Origin of the sequence: Bacillus sp. FDAARGOS_1420, from assembly GCF_019344915.1 — a bacterium.
GTDB classification, from domain to species: domain Bacteria; phylum Bacillota; class Bacilli; order Bacillales; family Bacillaceae_G; genus Bacillus_A; species Bacillus_A mycoides.
The window spans coordinates 3465299-3486962 of sequence record NZ_JAHWJB010000002.1 but is presented as its reverse complement, the minus strand read 5'-3'; the positions used below and the strand labels follow the sequence as shown (position 1 = coordinate 3486962).

At 37.1% G+C, this 21664-nt stretch carries 21 protein-coding genes, 1 pseudogene and 2 other annotated features; all 22 genes and pseudogenes read left to right on the top strand.

Annotated elements, in window-relative coordinates; genetic code table 11:
• The first annotated feature begins 78 nt into the window (after positions 1-78).
• The 22 genes and pseudogenes from spoVID (at position 79) to I6L50_RS28005 (ending at position 21593) form a co-directional block, all read left to right on the top strand.
• Positions 79-1086, top strand: coding sequence for a stage VI sporulation protein D (gene spoVID / locus I6L50_RS28110; protein WP_219303598.1), 1008 nt, complete (start codon positions 79-81; stop codon positions 1084-1086).
• 72 nt (positions 1087-1158) lie between these two features.
• Complete coding sequence (gene ysxE / locus I6L50_RS28105; RefSeq protein ID WP_219303597.1) at positions 1159-2184, top strand: spore coat protein YsxE; 1026 nt, start codon at positions 1159-1161, stop codon at positions 2182-2184.
• A 135-nt stretch (positions 2185-2319) separates the two neighbouring features.
• Positions 2320-2551 (top strand) — a binding site (T-box leader).
• Between the two features lie 38 nt (positions 2552-2589).
• Positions 2590-5235 carry a valine--tRNA ligase gene (locus I6L50_RS28100; RefSeq protein WP_219303596.1) on the top strand — a complete coding sequence of 882 codons (2646 nt, stop codon included), beginning with the start codon at positions 2590-2592 and terminating at the stop codon, positions 5233-5235.
• A gap of 94 nt (positions 5236-5329) precedes the next feature.
• Complete coding sequence (locus I6L50_RS28095; RefSeq protein WP_219303595.1) at positions 5330-6631, top strand: bifunctional folylpolyglutamate synthase/dihydrofolate synthase; 1302 nt, start codon at positions 5330-5332, stop codon at positions 6629-6631.
• A gap of 164 nt (positions 6632-6795) precedes the next feature.
• Positions 6796-7758, top strand: coding sequence for a stage II sporulation protein B (locus tag I6L50_RS28090; protein ID WP_219303594.1), 963 nt, complete (start codon positions 6796-6798; stop codon positions 7756-7758).
• A 217-nt stretch (positions 7759-7975) separates the two neighbouring features.
• Positions 7976-8551 carry a Maf family protein gene (locus tag I6L50_RS28085; protein ID WP_219303593.1) on the top strand — a complete coding sequence of 192 codons (576 nt, stop codon included), beginning with the start codon at positions 7976-7978 and terminating at the stop codon, positions 8549-8551.
• 50 nt (positions 8552-8601) lie between these two features.
• Positions 8602-9279: a DNA repair protein RadC gene (radC, locus tag I6L50_RS28080; RefSeq protein ID WP_061674638.1), complete on the top strand. Its 678-nt coding sequence runs from the start codon at positions 8602-8604 to the stop codon at positions 9277-9279.
• A gap of 158 nt (positions 9280-9437) precedes the next feature.
• Complete coding sequence (gene mreB, locus I6L50_RS28075; protein WP_002015369.1) at positions 9438-10457, top strand: cell shape-determining protein MreB; 1020 nt, start codon at positions 9438-9440, stop codon at positions 10455-10457.
• Positions 10458-10498: 41 nt separating this feature from the next.
• Complete coding sequence (gene mreC, locus I6L50_RS28070) at positions 10499-11350, top strand: rod shape-determining protein MreC (protein ID WP_002138478.1); 852 nt, start codon at positions 10499-10501, stop codon at positions 11348-11350.
• Between the two features lie 14 nt (positions 11351-11364).
• Complete coding sequence (gene mreD, locus I6L50_RS28065) at positions 11365-11910, top strand: rod shape-determining protein MreD (RefSeq protein WP_219303592.1); 546 nt, start codon at positions 11365-11367, stop codon at positions 11908-11910.
• 35 nt (positions 11911-11945) lie between these two features.
• Positions 11946-12632 (top strand): septum site-determining protein MinC, encoded by a 687-nt coding sequence (gene minC / locus I6L50_RS28060; protein WP_002015372.1) that lies wholly within the window; start codon positions 11946-11948, stop codon positions 12630-12632.
• A 2-nt stretch (positions 12633-12634) separates the two neighbouring features.
• Entirely contained in the window at positions 12635-13432 is a 798-nt protein-coding gene (gene minD / locus I6L50_RS28055) for a septum site-determining protein MinD (protein ID WP_000503308.1), read from the top strand.
• A 133-nt stretch (positions 13433-13565) separates the two neighbouring features.
• The gene (locus tag I6L50_RS28050; RefSeq protein ID WP_002034147.1) at positions 13566-14312 is read left to right on the top strand and encodes a M23 family metallopeptidase; all 747 of its coding nucleotides are present in this window, start codon (positions 13566-13568) and stop codon (positions 14310-14312) included.
• Positions 14305-15165, top strand: coding sequence for a M50 family metallopeptidase (locus I6L50_RS28045; protein ID WP_002088816.1), 861 nt, complete (start codon positions 14305-14307; stop codon positions 15163-15165). Before I6L50_RS28050 ends, I6L50_RS28045 begins: the two co-directional genes overlap by 8 nt.
• Positions 15166-15207: 42 nt before the next feature.
• Positions 15208-16617 carry an Rne/Rng family ribonuclease gene (locus tag I6L50_RS28040; protein WP_219303591.1) on the top strand — a complete coding sequence of 470 codons (1410 nt, stop codon included), beginning with the start codon at positions 15208-15210 and terminating at the stop codon, positions 16615-16617.
• Between the two features lie 77 nt (positions 16618-16694).
• Positions 16695-16773, top strand: a sequence feature (ribosomal protein L21 leader region).
• A gap of 14 nt (positions 16774-16787) precedes the next feature.
• A complete protein-coding gene (rplU, locus tag I6L50_RS28035) occupies positions 16788-17096 on the top strand; it encodes a 50S ribosomal protein L21 (RefSeq protein ID WP_000270907.1) in 309 nt (102 codons plus the stop codon).
• 11 nt (positions 17097-17107) lie between these two features.
• A complete protein-coding gene (locus tag I6L50_RS28030; RefSeq protein ID WP_002138477.1) occupies positions 17108-17452 on the top strand; it encodes a ribosomal-processing cysteine protease Prp in 345 nt (114 codons plus the stop codon).
• Between the two features lie 3 nt (positions 17453-17455).
• Positions 17456-17746, top strand: coding sequence for a 50S ribosomal protein L27 (gene rpmA / locus I6L50_RS28025; protein ID WP_000944957.1), 291 nt, complete (start codon positions 17456-17458; stop codon positions 17744-17746).
• 63 nt (positions 17747-17809) lie between these two features.
• On the top strand, positions 17810-18358 hold the full coding sequence (locus I6L50_RS28020; RefSeq protein WP_002015377.1) for a sporulation initiation phosphotransferase B: 549 nt from the start codon (positions 17810-17812) through the stop codon (positions 18356-18358).
• On the top strand, positions 18358-19641 hold the full coding sequence (gene obgE / locus I6L50_RS28015; protein WP_002015378.1) for a GTPase ObgE: 1284 nt from the start codon (positions 18358-18360) through the stop codon (positions 19639-19641). Before I6L50_RS28020 ends, obgE begins: the two co-directional genes overlap by 1 nt.
• 171 nt (positions 19642-19812) lie before the next feature.
• A pseudogene (locus I6L50_RS28010) lies at positions 19813-20521 on the top strand (response regulator transcription factor).
• Positions 20511-21593: a HAMP domain-containing histidine kinase gene (locus I6L50_RS28005; protein ID WP_219303590.1), complete on the top strand. Its 1083-nt coding sequence runs from the start codon at positions 20511-20513 to the stop codon at positions 21591-21593. Before I6L50_RS28010 ends, I6L50_RS28005 begins: the two are co-directional and overlap by 11 nt.
• Positions 21594-21664 lie beyond the last annotated feature (71 nt).

The following is a 21664-nucleotide window of genomic DNA, read 5'->3' as shown; positions in this document are numbered from 1 at the left end:
TTCTTAGAGAAAATCGCTTTCCATTAGGGGAGCGATTTTTTTTATTCATAAAGTAGCCTTAGGGAACATAAATCTGTAATGACATATAGTTTGGGAGGGGGAAAAGAAGTGGCAACAGATCATTCATTACGATTTTCATTAAAAGAATCTGTTTGGTTCCAGAAGGGACAGGAAGTCGAAGAACTTTTGTCAATTTCGTTAGATCCAGACGTTGAGATAGAGGAGCTCGATCATGAAGTTATCGTGAGGGGGCAATTAGATTTAACGGGAGAGTACGTTGCAAGGCAAGATGATTCAGCTTATTCATTAAGAGAGCTATCACCAGCAAAGGCAATTGATTATGTAGAAACAAGGGGAGACGGGGTTAATGAGCTTGTCCATTCCTTTCCGCTCGAAATATCAATTCCAAGAAATCGAGTGAAAGTAATTGAAGAATTATATGTATCAATCGAGGAATTTGATTATGAATTAAAGGAAAATGGTTGCTTACAACTATTAGCGGATATATCTATTACAGGCCTATGTGACGAGGAAAGAACCGAGGATGAAGAGGAAGAGACGGTGTATGCCGAGTTGGAAACTGATTCAGCTGAAGAGGATGAAAGTAGACCTGTGCTGCACGAAGAGGTACCAGTCTATAAAGAATCAGATGGATGGGAAGATTATGCATTTGAACCGTTTCAGCTAGAGGAAAGAAAAGAGCAAGAAATAGAAGAAGAGGCATTAGAAGAACATGAACTTGTGGAGCGTGAAGAGGAGCAAGAAAAGACTCCACAATTTGAATTGTTCGGGCGGAAAAATTTCAAGAAAGAAAAAGCGAAAAAGCAGGAAGAGCCAGAGGAAGAAGCATATTCACAGCGAGATGAAAATGCACTTTATTTAACGAAATTATTTACGAAAGAACCAGAAGAAGAATTTACGAAGTTAAGAATGTACTTCGTACAAGAAGGAGATACAATTGAATCGGTTGCAGAACGTTATGAAACGACTGTACAAAGCTTATATCGTGTAAATCAATCAGAAGATATATATTTAACTACAGGGCAAATTATATATATTCCTGTTTCAAAAGCAACAGTGAAATAAGTGAGTGAGTTTTTTCACTCACCTCTTTTCTTTTCCTAGAAGCTATGTTTTGAATAAGAAAGGGTTATTCGTATGGATATTGAATTACGAAATCGCTATGAACCCATTGTGAGGCAATATAGATTGGACACTCAGCATATGGAAGAGCACGGAAGTGTAATGAAAATTTATACGAATCAAGGTCCGTATGCGTTAAAAAAAATACAAGATAGAAAATTAGAGCGGAATAATTTTTTACACCATATTCAATATTTGAAGGAGAAAGGTTTTTCGAATTATGTACCTATCTATCACACGACGGACGGGAATTATGTTTTAAGTGATGGGGCGTATAGCTATTATTTAATGCCTTGGTTAGAACGTGCGGAAGGAAATGGCGAAGATAATGATCAATACCATAAGATGTTTCAAACGCTCGGGACGTTGCATCAAAAAACGGTGAAAGAGGAGACTTATACAGAAGAAGATTTAGAAAAACATTATACAAATATATCCGACCGTTGGGAAAATGATGGTGAGATATTAGAAGAGTTTCTCATAGAATCTGAAGCGAAGTGGTATATGTCTCCATTTGAATTACAATATTGTACGTATTATCACCACGTTATGAGAGCACGTGAGTTCGCAACGAAACAATTAAGTGAATGGCATGATGCAATGAAAGAAAAGGAAAAAACACGTACTACTTTCGTTCATGGAAATGTATCACTTAATCACTTTTTATTTGATTATGAACGAAACGGTTATTTTATTAGTTTAGAAAAGTCTCAGTTTGCTACACCGGTACAGGATATCGTCGGCTTTTATTCAAGGTCTTTGAACACATATCCAATTGCGCGGAGCGACCGCTTTGAATGGTATCAAATGTATCAAAAAAATTTCCCATTTACGAAAGAGGAGCAGCTTCTTATGTTTGCGTATATGACGTACCCGTCGCATTTTATTCGGCAAATTCAGTCGTATACGAAAAGAAGAAAGAGTCGTAATGAAGAAAATGAGCTTCGCGGGGTGAAAATTCTGCAGCAATCGCATTGGCTCATTAGTAATACAGAATATTTCCTTTCGCAATTACAAGCTGCCCAGCAAGGGAACGGATAAAGAAGATAAGTAGGGAGAACCCTGCTTATCTTTTTTTTATTAGTTCCATAAAGAGATAAAAGCCGTAGTTTCAAATTTATCTTGACGAATAAGGTTTCGTTTTTTACACTATTGTATATAATAATTAACAATCACATAAATGCATTGAAGGGGAAGAGTATAACATGAAACGTCTTCAGAGAGGGGAACCATTGGCTGGGAGGTTCTCTAGATAGTTATGTTAGAAGGTAGCCCTGGAGCATCTTTTCTGAACGGAATGATTCTTATTAGGAAAAGACGGATTTGTCCGTTATCAAATTAAGAGTATAAGCAAATTCTGAATTTGTTTGTAAATAAAGGTGGTACCGCGATGTCCCTCGTCCTTTTTTGGATGAGGGGCATTTTTTATTTTAAGGAGGGAAAATAATGTCAAACACGGAAAATAATTTACCAACTAAATATGATCATATGTCCGTTGAAGAAGGCCTTTACAAGTGGTGGCTTGAAGGCAAATATTTCGAAGCAACAGGAGATGAAAAGAAACAACCATATACAATTGTAATTCCACCTCCGAACGTAACTGGTAAGTTACACTTAGGTCACGCTTGGGATACGACGCTTCAAGATATTTTAACTCGTACAAAGCGTATGCAAGGTTACGATGTATTATGGCTTCCAGGAATGGACCATGCTGGTATCGCAACGCAAGCGAAAGTAGAAGGGAAACTTCGTGAAGAAGGTATTTCACGTTACGATCTTGGTCGTGAGAAATTCCTTGAAAAAGCTTGGGAATGGAAAGAAGAATACGCTTCTCACATTCGTCAACAATGGGGGAAAGTTGGTTTAGGACTAGACTATTCTCGTGAACGCTTCACATTAGACGAAGGTTTATCTAACGCTGTTAATAAAGTATTCGTTCAATTATATGAAAAAGGCTTAATCTACCGCGGTGAGTATATCATCAACTGGGATCCAGCAACACGCACAGCTCTTTCTGATATTGAAGTAATTCATAAAGAAGTTCAAGGTGCATTCTACCATATGAACTATCCGTTAACAGACGGTTCTGGTCACATTCGCCTTGCAACTACTCGTCCAGAAACAATGCTTGGTGATACAGCGGTAGCAGTTCATCCAGAAGATGATCGCTACAAACATTTAATCGGAAAAACAGTTACACTTCCAATCGTAGGCCGAGAGATTCCGATTATTGCTGATGAATACGTAGAAAAAGACTTCGGAACAGGCGTTGTGAAAATTACACCAGCTCATGACCCGAATGACTTTGAAGTAGGTAACCGTCATGACTTACCACGTATTTTAGTAATGAACGAAGATGGAACGATGAACGAAAAAGCTGGTAAGTATAACGGTATGGATCGTTTCGAATGCCGTAAAGAGTTAGTGAAAGACTTACAAGAAGCTGGCGTATTAGTAGAAATCGAGCCTCATATGCACTCAGTAGGTCATAGTGAGCGTAGCGGTGCAGTTGTTGAGCCTTATTTATCAACACAATGGTTCGTAAAAATGGCTCCACTTGCAGAAAAAGCGGTAGAACTTCAACAAAAAGAAGAAGAAAAAGTAACGTTCGTACCAGAGCGTTTTGAAAACACATACTTACGCTGGATGGAAAACATTCATGACTGGTGTATTTCTCGTCAATTATGGTGGGGACACCGCATTCCAGCTTGGTATCATAAAGAAACTGGTGAAGTATACGTAGGTACAGAAGCGCCAGCAGATCTTGAAAACTGGAATCAAGATAATGACGTGCTTGATACATGGTTCAGTTCAGCATTATGGCCATTCTCAACACTTGGCTGGCCGAATGAAGATGCAGCAGACTTTAAAAAGTTCTATTCAACAGATGCTTTAGTAACTGGTTATGACATCATCTTCTTCTGGGTATCTCGTATGATTTTCCAAGGTTTAGAGTTTACAGGAGAGCGTCCATTTAAAGATGTATTAATTCACGGTTTAGTTCGTGATGAGCAAGGACGTAAAATGAGTAAATCTCTTGGTAACGGTATTGATCCGATGGATGTTATCGAGAAGTACGGTGCAGATGCGATGCGTTACTTCTTATCAACAGGAAGTGCACCAGGTCAAGATTTACGTTTCAGCATGGAAAAAGTAGAATCTACTTGGAACTTCATTAATAAAATTTGGAACGCATCACGTTTCGTATTAATGAACATGGATGACATGAAGTATGAAGAAATCGATTTAACTGGTGAAAAATCAGTTGCAGATAAGTGGATTTTAACTCGCTTAAACGAAACAATCGAAAGTGTAACACGTAACATGGATAAATATGAGTTCGGTGAAGCTGGTCGTTCATTATACAACTTCATTTGGGATGATTTCTGTGACTGGTACATTGAGATGGCGAAACTTCCACTATACGGTGAAGATGAAGCAGCTAAGAAAACAACTCGTTCGATTTTAGCTTACGTATTAGACCAAACAATGCGTCTATTACATCCATTCATGCCATTTGTAACAGAGAAAATTTGGCAGCATTTACCGCATGAAGGCGAGTCTATTACAGTAGCAGCATGGCCAACAGTTCGCGAAGATTTACAAGATAAAGAAGCGGCAGCGGAAATGCACCTTCTAGTTGATATCATTCGCTCTGTTCGTAACATCCGTGCGGAAGTAAATACGCCAATGAGCAAAAAAGTTCAAATGCAAATTAAAGCAAAAGACGAGGCAGTACTAGCCCAGCTTACGAAAAACAGCTCTTACATTGAGCGTTTCTGTAACCCAAGTGAACTAACAATTAAGATTGATTTACAAGCGCCAGAAAAAGCGATGACTGCAATCGTATCAGGTGCAGAGTTATTCTTACCGTTAGCTGATCTTATCAATCTTGATGAAGAGAAAGCGCGTCTTGAAAAAGAACTTGAGAAGTTCGGTAAAGAAGTAGAACGTGTACAGAAGAAACTTTCAAACCAAGGATTCGTAGCGAAAGCTCCTGCAGAAGTTATTGACGGAGAGCGTGCGAAAGAGCGAGATTATCTAGAAAAACGCGAAGCGGTTCGTCAACGTCTAGCTGATCTTGAGAAATAAAAATGTTTTTCAGAGACTCACTATATTGGTGAGTCTCTTTTCTTTGCGTATAATAGAATTATGAAGTTTGTCTTTTGAAAGGGGAATAGCAAACGTGATACATACATACGAAGAAGCGATAAACTGGATTCATAGCCGATTGAAATTTGGGATAAAACCAGGGCTAGAAAGAATGCAATGGATGTTAGAAGAACTCGGAAATCCAGAGCGTCATATAAAATGTGTTCATCTAGCCGGCACAAATGGAAAAGGTTCAACTTTAACATACATGCGCTACATGTTAGAAGGTGCGAAATATAAAGTAGGATCGTTTACATCGCCTTACATAGAAACATTCAATGAACGTATTAGTGTAAACGGAATACCGATTGCAGATGAAGAGATTGCAGAACTTGTAAATATGGTAAAGCCAGTCGTTGAAAAATTAGATGAGACGGATTTAGGAGAAGCGACTGAGTTTGAAATTATTACAGTAATGGCAATTTATTATTTCGGTAAAGTCAATTTCTGTGATGTCGTTTTATTTGAAACGGGGCTTGGGGGAAGATTTGATTCTACAAATGTTATTCATCCGGTTCTCACGATTATTACGAATATCGGTCACGATCATATGCATATTTTAGGCAATACACTAGGAGAAATTGCATATGAAAAGGCAGGGATTATTAAGTCTGGTGTTCCAGTTATTACTGGTGTGAAAAATGAAGAAGCATTGCAAGTAATTCAAAAGGTTGCTAAGGAAAATCATGCAAGCTTATATGAACTTGGAAAACAGTTTACAACACTACATAAACATTCTAATAAAGATGGGGAACACTTTGATTTTGCTTGTCCATTTGCCTCGTTTGAAAATGTTCGGATTTCAATGAAAGGTATTCACCAAGTAGGCAATGCAGCACTAGCGCTTATGGCAGTAATGTATTTAAAAACATATTTATCATTTTTAATTGATGAAGAGGAAATAAAAGTTGGCTTACAAGAAGCATACTGGATTGGTCGATTTGAAAAGTTACAAAGTAATCCAGATATTATAATAGATGGTGCTCATAATCCAGAAGGTATTGAAAGTCTTGTAAAAACAGTAGAGGCACATTATAAAAAGAAGAATGTAATAGTTTTATTTACTGCTCTTGGTGACAAACAGTTACATAACATGGTAGGGCAATTAGAAAAAGTTGCTGATGAAATAATATTTACGACGTTTGCCTTTGATCGTGCCATTTCTGCTGACAAGCTTGCATCGTATTCACAACAAGAGTCAAAATTAGTTTTTGAAGATTGGAAAGAGGCAATTGATACAAAGGTTGACATGATAGGAGAACATGATGTTTTTATCATAACAGGTTCTTTGTATTTCATTTCCGAAGTTAGAAAATATATTCGCGAGAAAAACTAGATAGTCTTTGCTATCTAGTTTTTTGTTCTACAAATGAAGTCAAATGCATACATATAAGATAATAATATAGGGTTATTTGACGAATTCCTCTGACAAATATCTCGTTTTTTTGTGGAATGAATATGATATGATGCGGACAATGACAAGAGGTGAGGTGTGAGTGTATGGACAAGCAATCACGAACGATCTCGGTGAAAGTAAATGGAACAGAAGCGAAGTATGAGGAAAAAAAGAAGGATGAGTTTGACTGGATGGTAGCAGAAAGTGAGAGACCGAAAAATGTCGTTCCGTTTCAAAAAGCGAAATCAGTATCTATGGAAAAATATCGAAAGAAGTGGAGCAATACAATAATCGCAATCGTTGCAACTGCAATAATTATTGGTACTGCATTTGGGATGGGTATGATTCATTTATTAACTGGACAAGGGACGACAGGAGAAGGTAAGGTAACGGCTTCGAAGCAGGCAGGTAATGAGGAACAAAAGGTGGGTGGAACGGCAGAACAAACACCAACACCAAAGGAGGAAAAACAAAAAGCGCAAGTAGGAGCTGCATTAGAACCAATGAAACTATTTTTTGTTCAAGGAGGGCTTTATTCCTCTGAAGAAAAAGGACAGGCTGCTATTGAAGAGTGGAAAAGTAATGGGGGCGTGGCTACTTTGAAACCGAGTGGTGATAAGTATGCGTTAGTTGTCGCTATTACGAGCGATGAACAGGCTGTTAATCAATTAATAGATCAGTATAAGCAAGATGGTGTTTCAGTTTTGAAAAAAAATTGGGATATTACAGATAAAGCATTGCTCAAAAATGATAAAGAAGTAGGAATGTTTTTAGCGAAAGTGCAGCCATTATATACTCATTTAGCAAAATATGTGTCCAGCGTACAAACTAGTGGAAAAAGTAATCCAAAAGATATAGAAGCGATTCAAAAAGAGTGGAAAGCTATTGAAAAGGAAGGGAAGAGTATGAAGCGTGAAGATGCAAAGAAGCTTTATACGTATACGTCAATAGCGGTGCAAACGATTAAGGAAGGGAAGAGCGATAAGGAATCTGTAGCTAAATTAAATCAAGTTATTATTGATGGATTACTTTCGTACGAAAAAATGGTTTCACAAAAAGTAAAATAATAAGATAATGATGAAGGGGAAAGAAGTACATATACTTCTTTCTTTTCTTTTGAATTTAGAGCAAAGTGCTTTCTGTATGGGCAGAATATAATCGTATTTAAAAAGAACTATTATTTTGTTTAGAGAAAATGATATTTCTAGAATTTGTGGGGAAACTATTCCTTTGATACGATTGATTTGAATTATTCTGCTTCATGCGAGAAGGGAAGGAGAAAATATGAGGGAAATTATTTTAGCTTCAGGATCACCTAGGAGGAAGGAACTGCTTGAATTAGCTGATGTGCCATTTGAAATCGTTGTTAGTGAAGTAGAAGAGACGATTGGTGCATATTCATCGCCTTCTGATATTGTTATGTCGCTTGCTTTGCAAAAAGCATCTGCTGTGGCAGAAAACCATAGTAATCAAGTTGTACTAGGTGCAGATACAATTGTTACATATGATTCGCGTATTCTTGGAAAGCCGTCTAATGGGGCTGAGGCGAAAGAAATGCTACAATTATTATCAGGGAAAACACACGAAGTATACACAGGTGTTGCAATTATATCGAAAGAAAAAACAGTAACTTTTTATGAACGTACAGAAGTAACATTTTGGGAATTGACAGAAGAGGAAATAGACGTATACGTTGCATCGAAGGAACCGCTTGATAAAGCAGGAAGTTACGGAATTCAAGGTAAAGGGTCTATTTTTGTTCAACATATTCAAGGGGACTACTACAGTGTAGTTGGCTTGCCAATTGCGCGTGTTGTCCGTGAATTAAAACAGTTTGATAGCGATGTAACCCATGCGTAAAATTGCATGGGGTTTTCTTTAGGAGAAATCTTAAAAAAAGGGGTGGAGAGATGAACGGTATTCGTGATGTTGTGAGAGAAGAACAGCCACGGGAGCGTTTATTGTTAGAAGGAGCAGGAAGTTTATCGAATCGAGAACTTCTTGCAGTTTTACTCAGAACGGGTTCTAAAGAAGAAACGGTGTTAACGTTATCAGATAATATTCTACATCATTTTGACGGCTTACGAATGTTAAAGGATGCAACGTTAGAAGAGATGATGAGCATTCATGGTGTTGGGATTGCAAAGGCGTCGCAGCTTATGGCTGCTTTTGAATTAGGTAGAAGAATGGTACGTTTAGAATATCAAAATAGATATAGTATTCGAAGTCCAGAAGATTGTGCGAGTTATATGATGGAAGAGATGCGTTTTTTGCAACAGGAGCATTTTGTTTGTTTATATTTGAATACGAAAAATCAAGTTATACATAGGCAAACTATTTTTATTGGAAGTTTAAATACGTCGATTGTGCACCCAAGGGAAGTTTTTAAAGAAGCGTTCCGTCGGGCAGCAGCCTCTATTATATGTCTTCATAACCATCCCTCAGGAGATCCGGCGCCGAGCCGTGAAGATATTGAAGTTACAAAACGATTAGTAGAATGTGGCCAGATTATCGGAATTGAAGTACTTGATCATATCATAATAGGTGACCATAAATTCGTGAGTTTAAAGGAAAAAGGTCATATTTAAGACTATTCTTTTTACTTATTTTGTTTTATAATGTGATTTATGAGTTTTTTGTAGAAAATTATCTACAAAAAGGATGCAGATATAAAAAAACGTACTGTTTTTATAAATATAAAGTAAGAAAAATGAGTCCGTGAAAATAAGAAGGGAAGATAAATGATATGTTTGGATTTGGTGGATTTACTCGCGATCTTGGAATAGACTTAGGAACGGCGAACACGCTTGTATATGTGAAAGGGAAAGGTGTAGTTTTACGTGAACCTTCAGTAGTAGCATTACAAACTGATACGAAACAAATCGTTGCGGTAGGTAGCGATGCAAAACAAATGATTGGTCGTACACCAGGAAACGTAGTGGCACTTCGCCCTATGAAAGATGGTGTAATTGCTGATTACGAAACAACAGCAATAATGATGAAATACTACATTCAACAAGCTCAAAAATCAAATGGATTCTTCTCACGTAAACCATATGTAATGGTATGTGTACCATCTGGTATTACAGCTGTAGAAAGACGTGCAGTAATCGATGCGACTCGTCAAGCTGGTGCTCGTGATGCTTATCCAATCGAAGAGCCATTTGCAGCAGCAATTGGTGCAAACTTACCTGTTTGGGAGCCGACTGGTAGTATGGTTGTTGATATCGGTGGTGGTACAACAGAAGTTGCAATTATTTCTTTAGGTGGTATTGTAACAAGTCAATCAGTTCGTGTTGCTGGTGATGATATGGACGATTCAATCATTCAGTACATTAAGAAAAGCTACAACTTAATGATTGGTGAAAGAACAGCAGAAGCACTAAAATTAGAAATCGGTTCTGCAGGCGAGCCAGAAGGTATTGAGCCTATGGAAATTCGCGGTCGTGATTTAGTAAGTGGTTTACCTAAAACAGTACTAATTCAACCAGAAGAAATTGCAGATGCATTAAAAGATACAGTAGATGCAATTGTAGAATCAGTTAAAAATACGTTAGAAAAAACTCCACCTGAATTAGCAGCGGATATTATGGACCGCGGTATCGTATTAACGGGTGGCGGGGCATTACTACGTAACTTAGATAAAGTTATTAGTGAAGAAACAAATATGCCAGTTCTTGTTGCAGAGGATCCATTAGATTGCGTAGCAATTGGAACGGGTAAAGCATTAGACAATATCGACCTTTTCAAAACTGCTGCTCGATAATATTGCAAAATAAAAATCAATGAAATTAAGAGGGTGTGAACGTGCCACAGTTTTTCTTAAACAAAAGATTAATTGTTTTGTTAGTTAGTATTATTCTTCTCGTGGCATTGATTGGAATCTCATTGAAAGAACGGAACAGTTTATCATGGCCAGAGCAGTTTATAAAAGATACTGTCGGTGTTGTAGAACGTGTATTCCAAAAGCCAGCGAATTATGTTGCCGGATTCTTCGAGAACGTAGAAGATGTAAAGCGCACGTATGAAGAGAATAAAAAGCTGAAAGCAAAATTAGATTCTACCGCAGATTTATCTGCAGTAGTGAAAAATTTAGACGATGAGAATAAAAAACTACGAGAATTAACTGGTAAAGAAAAGTCCCGTGGTGATTATACGGAAGTACAAGCTAGTGTCGTTTCTCGTAATCCCGATAAATGGTACGATTTAGTTGGAATTGATAAAGGAGCACAGCAAGGGATCAAAAAAGATATGGCTGTTGTAACTCCGAAAGGTTTAGTTGGACGCGTAAAAAGTGTATCTCAGTTTACATCTTCAGTAGAGTTGTTAAGTTCGATGAGCCGAACAAACCGTGTTTCTGCTATTGTACAAGGACAAGAAAATATCTTTGGATTAATTGAAGGTTACGATAAAGAAAAACAACTACTTCTTTTCACAAAGATTAGCTCTGATGCAAAAGTAGAAAAAGATCAACTAGTTGTAACATCTGGACTTGGTGATATCTTCCCAAAAGGTCTTGCGATTGGGAAAATTGTTGATGTTCAGCCAGATCCATACGGTTTAACAAAAACAGCTTATGTAAAACCATCCGCTGATTTGAATGATGTAGAGCATATTATAGTTGCAAAACGTGATATGCCTACAGCGCCGTTAGAATAGGAGGGAGAGAAGAGATGATGACGATTTTAAAAAGAGCAGCTCTTCCTCTTTTGCTCCTTTTTGTTTTTTTATTTGAAAATATGTTCTCTACTGTTGTTCCAACAGACGTCTTTTGGAAAGGCAGTATAGCAGCACCGCATTTCTTTATAATTGTGTTATGTTTTATTACAGTGTACTATAGTCCGGTTCAAGGGATTTACTACGGACTATTATTTGGTTTCTTATTTGATACCGTATACACGGAACTTATCGGTATATATATATTTGCTTATCCGATTTTAGCTTATTTAGTTTATAGTGTGATGAAAGTATTACAATTGAATTTATTTATTGTCGCTTCTATCGTACTGGCTGGCATTGCAGCATTAGAGTATTATGTGTATGGGTTTTTAACTTTGTTAGGACGTACTCACATGTCAGCATCTGTCTTTTTCACAGATCGTCTCCTTGCTACTTTATTGCTAAATGGAATTTTCTTATTAATAGTTTGTTTCCCACTGAGACGATATTTAGTGCGTCTTTCAAAAGCGATAGAAGAAAAAGAAAAAAGGATTTTCTAATTTTATGTCGAATTGAATCGGTGGGGTGAACTTTAGTGGAAGAAAAAAAGCAACAAAATGTAACGATAAAAGGGACAAAAGATGGAATAACACTTCATTTAGATGATTGCTGTTCATTCTCTGAGCTATTAAAAGAATTGGATGAAAAGCTTTCTACACATTACTATGAGAGTGACGGACGTTCTTTAATTGAAGTGCGTGTTAAAGTAGGAAATCGCTATTTAACAGAAGTACAACAAGAAGAGATTCGTACGTTAATTCGCAATAAGAAGAACCTTGTTGTAGAATCAATCGAAAGTGATGTTATAACAAAAGCAGAAGCAATAGCTTGGAAAGAAGAAACAGAAATTGTCCCTATTTCCAAAATTGTTCGCTCTGGACAAGTGTTACATGTAAAAGGCAATTTATTATTAATTGGAGATGTTAATCCAGGCGGAACGGTTATCGCTGGGGGGAATATTTTTGTCTTGGGATCATTAAGAGGAATTGCACATGCGGGGTATGATGGAGATTCAGAAGCTGTTATTGCTGCATCTATTATGAACCCTATGCAACTCCGAATTAGTGATGTGACAATGCGGGCTCCGGAAGAGAAAGAAGACGGAGCAGAGGCGGCAGAATGTGCGTACATTAATGAGAATAATCACATTGTTGTCGATCGCCTGCAACTTCTCACTCATCTTAGACCTAATTTAACAAAGTTAGAAAGGGGAATTGTATAGCTGTGGGAGAGGCAATAGTAATTACATCTGGAAAAGGCGGAGTAGGTAAAACTACAACGTCTGCGAACATTGGTACAGCCCTTGCGTTATCTGGAAAAAAAGTGTGTTTAATTGATACAGATATCGGTTTACGCAATTTAGACGTAGTAATGGGGCTAGAAAATCGTATTGTATTTGATCTTGTTGATGTCGTTGAAGGGCGTTGTCGTTTACCTCAGGCTCTTATTAAAGATAAGCGTTTTGATGATCTTTATTTATTACCTGCAGCACAAACGAGCGATAAATCGGCGGTAACACCTGAACAAATGGATGAATTAATACAAGTATTACGTCAAGATTATGATTACATATTAATTGATTGTCCTGCGGGGATTGAGCAGGGGTTTAAAAATGCAGTAGCAGGTGCGGATAAAGCAATCGTTGTAACAACACCAGAAGTATCCTCAATGCGTGATGCGGATCGTATTATCGGGCTTTTAGAGAAAGAGGATATTGAACCACCGAAACTTGTCATTAACCGTGTGCGTAGTCATATGCTTCATGAACAGGATATGTTAGACGTTGATGAAATCGTACGTACACTGTCAATCGAGCTTCTTGGAGTTGTCGAGGATGATGATGAAGTTATTCGTGCTACGAATACAGGTGAACCTGTAGCGCTGCAACCTAGCGGAAAAGCAGCAATAGCTTATCGTAATATTGCAAGACGCTTGTTAGGTGAGAATGTACCATTACAAGCATTTGAACAAGAAAAAGTATCGGTATTTACAAAGATGAAAAATTTCTTTGGAATCCGTTAAAAGCACTTCGCATAAATGCGGAGTGCTTTCTTTTTTCTTCGCATGAATATCTTCCTTCTATAACTCATACATATGTACAAACTGTATATAACTGTTTCTATTTGAATAAGGCTAACGAAAGAAAGGAGACAGTATGAAGAATAGACGTGTGGAAGAAATTAAAAAGCGGATTGCGAAAAGGAAAGCAGAGCAAGAATTGCTAGAAGAAGAGCAGTATTTTGCGGGAGGAGATTTTGATAGCGAAACGGTCTTTATTGAAGAGGGGGAGAAGGAAATTCATCCTCTATTTCGAAAAGAAGTTTTTCTCTTCAAAGTTTTGCTATCAGCAATATTAGTTCTTTCGGTTGCTATTTTATTTAAGAACGCACCTTCTTCTTTTGATGGTACTAGAGCTGTTACAGAAAAAGTTATGCAAGAAGAATTTCAATTTGCTACTATATCGAAATGGTATGAAAATCAGTTTGGAAAACCTCTCGTGTTTTTTTCTCCAAATGAGAAAAAAGAAGAGGCTATTCAGCAAAAGGATTATGCGATTCCTGCCTCTGGAAAGGTGATGCAAGGATTTCAAAAAAACGGCCAGGGTGTATTTGTTCAAACGGCTACAAATGCAACGGTGGAGTCAGTAAATGAAGGTATAGTTGTTTTTGCGGGCAAGAAAGAGGAACTTGGAAATACAGTTCAAATTCAGCACGCTGATGGCACGGAGTCATGGTATGCAAATTTAAATGATATGTCAGTAAAATTATATGATTACGTTTCAAAGAAACAAAAAATTGGAATAGTGAGTAATGATGAAAATAATAAAAATGGCAAATTTTATTTTGCAATAAAAAAGAATGAAAAATTTATTGATCCAATTCAGGTGATTTCATTTGATTAAATATAGGGATGTTTTCACGAAAATTTCTGTGCATCCGTTGTTTTGGGTTATTATTGTCATTGGTATTTTTACAGCACGTTTTAAAGAGTTACTATTGTTATTTTGTATCGTTTTAGTTCATGAACTTGGGCATGCTTTTGCCGCAGCGTATTATAATTGGCGTATTAAACAAATTCAGCTTTTGCCGTTTGGTGGCGTAGTTGAGATGGAAGAACATGGGAACAAATCGTTAAAAGAAGAATTAATTGTCGTTATGGCGGGGCCAATTCAGCATATATGGATGATTGCGGTCGCTTACATTTTGTATAAAGCGGGCTGGGTAACTGACGATTTGTACCATTTCTTTGTATGGAATAATGTCATTATTTTAGGGTTTAATTTATTGCCTATTTGGCCACTTGATGGTGGAAAAGTATTATTTAATGTATTATCATATCGTTTTCCCTATTTACAAGCACATGAAAAGATGATGAAATTGTCATGTGTTTTTTTTAGTGTAATATTAGGATGGCAGTTACTTTGGAATAGTAATAACATTATGATGTGGGTATTACTCGTTTTTCTAGCGATTTCTTTATATCAAGAATGGAAACAAAGACGGTACGCATTTATGCGTTTTTTATTAGAGCGTTATTATGGGAATAAAAGAGATATTGAAAAAATAGCACCTATTGAGGTGAAAACGGAAGATCATTTATATACGATTTTCACAAAATTTCGCAGAGGATATAAACACTCTATTATCGTCCATGGAAAATATAAAGAGCATTACACATTGGACGAAAATGAATTGTTGTATGCGTATTTTGCTGAAAAACGAACAACCTCATCTGTTGAAGAATTAATTGGTTAGTGTTGACGACGACACTAACCTTTTATATTGTAAGGAAAAGAAATGAAAAGTGAGGAAAGAATTTTGAAGACGTTATATATTAACTACACTGGTTCGGAAAAGCGTGTTGCGATAGAAGAGAAACAAAAAATTGTAGAGCTTTTATGGAAACGGAATGAAGAGCAGGAGATTGTCGGACATATTTATGTTGGGCGTATCGTAAGAACAATTGCTGGAATGAACGCAGCCTTTGTAAATATCGGATTAGAAAAACATGCATATCTTTCATTTGATGATGTACCATCTTCATATCGCATACATGAAGGACAGGCGATACTTGTACAAGTTGTGAAAGAGGCAATTGATACGAAGGGGCCAAAATTAACGGCGAAGATAGAATTTACCGGAAAATATGTCGTTTACATGCCCTATGATGACATGCGCGCTGTTTCTCGGAAAATAAAAAATAATAAAAGAAGACAACAGTTACTGGGAATTGAAGTAGAAGGAACAGGTGGATACATTTTCCGTTCTGCTTCTGAAAAAGGAACGATCGATGAAATACAAGCTGAAATGCAAAGGTTGCAGCAGTTATATGAAGAGTTAAAAAGAAAAGAAGATCAAGGGAAGGCGCCCTTACTACTTCATCAACCAGCGACGTTTTTAGATCGTGTATTTCAGGAGAACCCAATTGAAACAATTGAAAAAATAGTTGTAGATACGAGAAGTATAGTAAAAGAATTAGAAGAAAAAGTAGGGAAAGAAAGAGTATCCTTTTATAATGAAAAATCTTCGATGTTTAACCATTTTGGAATAGATCGTGAAATCGAGAAAGCACTTCAAAAAATTGTGTGGCTACCAAATGGTGCCTATCTAATTGTAGAACAAATGGAGACGATGACTGTAATTGATGTGAATACAGGTAAATTTACTGGAAAACAAAATTTACAAGATACCGTATTTCGCACAAATGAAATGGCTGCTGAAGAGATTGCTCGTCAATTAAGACTTCGTGATATTGGCGGGATGATATTAATTGATTTTATTAATATGAAAAGACGAGAAGATAAAGAGAAGGTAAGAGAGCGTTTAACGATAGCTTTACAAGATGATCGCACATATACAAGAGTGCTTGGGTTTACAGAGTTAGGTATTTTAGAGATGACGCGTAAGCGCAAGAAACATTCGTTACGTGACGTATTATTAGAAGAGTGTGCGCCTTGTAAAGCGACAGGTTACGTTATATCTAATGAAACAATTGCGTATGAGCTAGAGAGAGAGCTTATTACTTATGGTAATATAGAGGATGAAGCTGTATTGATTGGTGCTTCAAAAAAAGTAAAAAAACATTTTTCACAAAAAGAATTACAAAAAAATATTCCATTTGAAATTTATTTCAAAGATGATATTATCGAAAAGTACGCTATTATCCGTTTTGGAAGTAAGAAAGAAATTGTAGAACGGAAAAAATAGTTAGCAGAACATTCATTGACAACAGTCAATGAGTCATGGTAATATTTTTATGTTATAGTTTATAGCACCTAAACTGCTATATGCTACAACCGCACAAGACAGGTTCCCTAAAGACATTTTATGTCTACCTCGTTTTTGGCGAGTCTTAGTAATTAAGAGGAGGTGCAAGTATGTACGCAATTATCGAAACAGGTGGAAAACAAATTAAAGTTGAAGCTGGTCAAGCAATCTACATTGAAAAATTAGATGTTGAAGCTGGTGAAACTGTTACTTTTGACAAAGTTCTTTTCGTTGGTGGCGAAAACGTGAAAGTTGGTAGCCCAGTTGTAGAGGGTGCAACAGTTACTGCGAAAGTTGAAAAACAAGGTCGCGCTAAGAAAATCATCGTTTTCAAATACAAAGCGAAAAAGAACAATCGTAAGAAACAAGGTCATCGTCAACCTTACACTAAGCTAGTAGTTGAAGCTATCAACGCTTAATTCTGGTTAAGATGATTAAGATTACGATAAGTCGCACGAAACTAGGAAGTATCCGATCATTTAAAATGACTGGACATGCCAATTATGCGCCACATGGACAAGATCTTGTCTGTGCTGGAACTACAGCGGTTGTGTTTGGTTCTATAAATGCAGTGGAAGAACTTTGTAATGTGCAGGCAACTATTGAACTCGGAAGTGATGGCGGATTCTTGACGTATGAATTGCCTAATGATTTAGATGTTCATACAGCAGAAAAAGCACAAATACTTTTAGAAGGATTGGTTGTTTCACTTAAGACGATTGAACTTGATTACGGAAAGTATATCCGTTTAATAGAAAAAGTGCAGGAGGTGTAACGTATGTTAAGATTAGATCTTCAGTTTTTCGCATCTAAGAAAGGTGTAGGTAGTACAAAGAACGGTCGTGACTCTCAGTCAAAACGTCTTGGTGCTAAACGCGCAGATGGTCAAACGGTTTCAGGTGGTTCAATTCTTTACCGTCAACGCGGTACAAAAATTTATCCAGGTGTTAACGTTGGTCGTGGTGGCGATGACACTTTATACGCGAAAGTTGACGGCGTAGTACGCTTTGAGCGTCTTGGTCGTGACCGCAAACAAGTGAGCGTATATCCTGTTGCTCAAGAAGCATAAGAACTCACGGAAAACTCTAACCTGAGTGCAGGTTAGAGTTTTTCTATATTAAGGGGTATCTAAATGAATGAAAAATGGACAATTATAGATGCGTTGAGCCACTCGAGACATGATTGGCTCAATCGTTTGCAGATGGTTAAAGGAAATCTTTCCCTTGGAAAAGTGGAAGAGATTCATAGGCTCATCGATCGTTTTGTCCAAGAAGCGAGACAAGAATCCAATCTGATGGGGCTATCAATGCCTTTATTTTCAGAGTGGATTTTAACATATAATTGGAAACAGCAACCGTGCTTATTGGAGTACGAAGTATTAGGGAAATTACATAACTTATCTCATCTAGATGAGACTGTATGTACATGGACGAATCAGTTTTTCTTAATGCTTCAGCATAGTTTAGACGTATATGTTGAAAATTATGTTTGTATCACAATTGAAAGTGACGCGGAGAATGCTCGTTTCTTTTTTGATTTTCGTGGAAAGCTAACGAATGTAGAAGAACTACAAACGTGGCTTGCGAACGAAAACAATAAATGGTATTCCATTTCTTATACAGTACGAGACGAAGAAGTCTCAGTTATATTACAACTAATCGAAAAAAGTGTGGTGAAATAATGTTTGTAGATCAGGTCAAGATATATGTAAAAGGCGGCGACGGTGGTAACGGAATGGTTGCGTATCGTCGTGAGAAGTATGTACCTAAAGGTGGCCCAGCAGGTGGCGACGGTGGTAAAGGTGCAGATGTTGTTTTTGTTGTTGAGGAAGGCTTACGTACATTAATGGACTTCCGCTACCAACGTCATTTCAAAGCTGATCGCGGTCAGCACGGAATGAGTAAAGGTCAGCACGGTCGTAAATCTGAAGATTTAATCGTAAAGGTTCCACCAGGAACAATAGTGAAAGATGAAAAAACAGGTGAAATTCTTGCCGATTTAGTAACGCATGAACAAACAGCTGTAATCGCAAGAGGTGGCCGTGGTGGCCGTGGTAATTCACGTTTCGCAACAGCGACGAACCCAGCGCCAGAAATCGCTGAGAACGGGGAACCAGGTCAAGAACGTGATGTCACGCTAGAACTTAAAGTGCTAGCAGATGTTGGACTTGTTGGATTCCCAAGTGTAGGTAAATCTACATTATTATCTGTTGTATCATCAGCGCGTCCGAAAATTGCAGAATATCACTTTACAACAATCGTTCCGAATCTTGGTGTTGTTGAAACTGGTGATAACCGCAGCTTCGTTATGGCTGACCTTCCTGGACTAATTGAAGGCGCACACTCCGGCGTTGGACTTGGACACCAATTCTTACGTCATATCGAACGTACACGTGTAATTGTGCACGTTATCGATATGTCTGGTTTAGAAGGACGTGAGCCATATGAAGATTATGTCACAATCAATAATGAACTAAAAGAATACAATATGCGTTTAACTGAGCGTCCACAAGTTGTTGTTGCAAACAAAATGGATATGCCAGATGCAGAAGAAAACTTACAAGCATTTAAAGAGAAATTGGGAGACGAAGTGAAAATTTTCCCAATCTCAGCTGTAACGAAACAAGGTGTTCGTGACTTACTATTTGAAGTAGCGAACTTATTAGAAACAACACCAGAATTCCCAATGTACGATGATGTAGAAGAATCTGAAGCAAGTGTAATGTACAAATTTGAATCTGAATCTAATTTTGAAATTACACGCGAAAGTGATGGCACATTTGTTATTTCTGGTTATGACATTGAGAAAACATTCAAGATGACAGACTTCTCACGTGATGAATCTGTACGCCGATTTGCTCGTCAAATGCGTGGAATGGGTATTGATGAAGCCCTTCGTGCACGTGGCGCAACAGACGGAGATATTGTGAAAATTCTTGAATATCAATTTGAATTTATCGATTAAGACTGCCGAAATATGGCGGTCTTTTTTTTTCGTTATTTGAGTCCAGTAAAAACTAATTCGTATAGGCGAACCATAAGTCGATATAGGAAAAAATCCCCATTGATTAAAGTTTCAATTTATAATAGAAAAAGGAGTGATTTTAGAAGAATATTTTATGGGGAGAAAAGGAATATGTATAAAATATTAATTGTAGAAGATGATGAAAAAATTGCAGAGATATTAGAGGAGCATTTAGAAAGGTATGGATATCAATCTTTCAGAGTGAGCGATTTACGGCATATAAAAGATGAGTTTGTAAAAGTAAGTCCTCATCTTGTGTTACTTGATATTAATTTACCATACTTTGATGGCTTCTACTGGTGCCGCCAAATCCGCACTGTATCGAATGCGCCAATTATTTTTGTTTCTGCAAGAACAGGGGAAATGGATCAAGTAATGGCGATTGAAAATGGCGGAGATGATTACATTACAAAGCCATTCCATTTAGATATCGTAATGGCAAAGGTGAAAAGTGCACTCCGCCGCGGGTATGGTGAGTATGCTTTGGCCGCGGAAAGTGACTGCTTAGGTGTTAATGGATTGTTATTATTCCCATCACAGCACACAGTAAGAGTGGAAAGGTCAACAAACGGAACTTACAAAAAATGAGTTTTATTTATTAGAATGTTTAATGAAACAAGCAAATCAATACGTGACACGTGAAGAGCTGTTAGAGGCTTTATGGGATGAAGTAGCTTTTGTTGATGATAATACATTAACCGTGAATGTAAAGCGTGTAAGGAAGAAACTTGAGGAGTTAGGCATTAAAAATGCAATTGTAACGAAACGCGGATATGGTTATGCACTTCTTACAGAGTGGGGCGAAGGGCATGAAGGTTAAAAATTACCTCATGGACCGTTTTTCTTTACTTCTTTCTTATATTATTAGCCTTTGTTTATTTGGGCTCGTTTTGCAGTTGCAAAGTCTTTTAGAAAAAAGATCCATTGATTGGAGTACGTGGTTATATGGGCTTTTATTAGGGACAGTTGTATTTACTGTATACCTCATTTACGATTATCGAAAACGAAGTGTATTTTTAAAAAGAATCGAAAAATATGTTGCTAGCGGAAATACATTACACGACTCTTTACTTATTGATACTTCTTATACGTCAGAGCAAGAAATGGTTGTTGAAGCGTTTACGCTATTAAGGCAGCAATATATGAATGAAGTTCATAAGCAGCATGCAAAAGAGCAACAGCAAATGATTTTTATGAACCAGTGGATCCATCAAATGAAAACACCAGTATCCGTTATTGAATTATTGTTACAGAAATATGGTAAGGAGCACCGTGAAGCAAGGGGAACGATTGAAAGTATTCGTGAAGAAAATAACCGTATTTTAAATGGGTTAGATTTAGCGTTACATATGGCAAGGTTAGATCAATTTTCGAAAGATTATAAAGTAGAAGTAGTAAATGTGATAGATATCATCAGGGGTATTATTAATGAAAATCGAAAATCTTTCATTCAATCGTCGGTATTTCCGAAAGTAATGTTTGATGAAGATACTTGTATGGTTGCATCTGATAGAAAATGGCTAAGTATTGCTATAGGGCAAATTGTTGTAAATGCAATTAAGTATACGAAAATTTCAGAAGCAGAGAAAAAGGAAATTCAATTTCAAATTGAAGAGAAAGACCAAAAGGTGTTACTACATATTAAGGACAATGGAATTGGTATTCCAGAGCAAGATGTAAAGCGTATATTTGACCCATTCTTTACGGGAATAAATGGCCGTAAAACGAGAGAAGCAACTGGAATGGGCTTATATATTACGAAGGAAATTTGTGATAATTTACATCACGGTATGTATGTGCAATCGGCTGAAGGGGAAGGAACAACATTCACGTTCCAATTTGCAAAAGATGAAGAATATCATACATTAATGAGAAAAATGACAAAACTGTAAGATAACAAAACGTTTTGTAAGGGAAATCACTCGTTTCTTTTTCTTATTTTTCTTATAGTAAATGTAAGAAG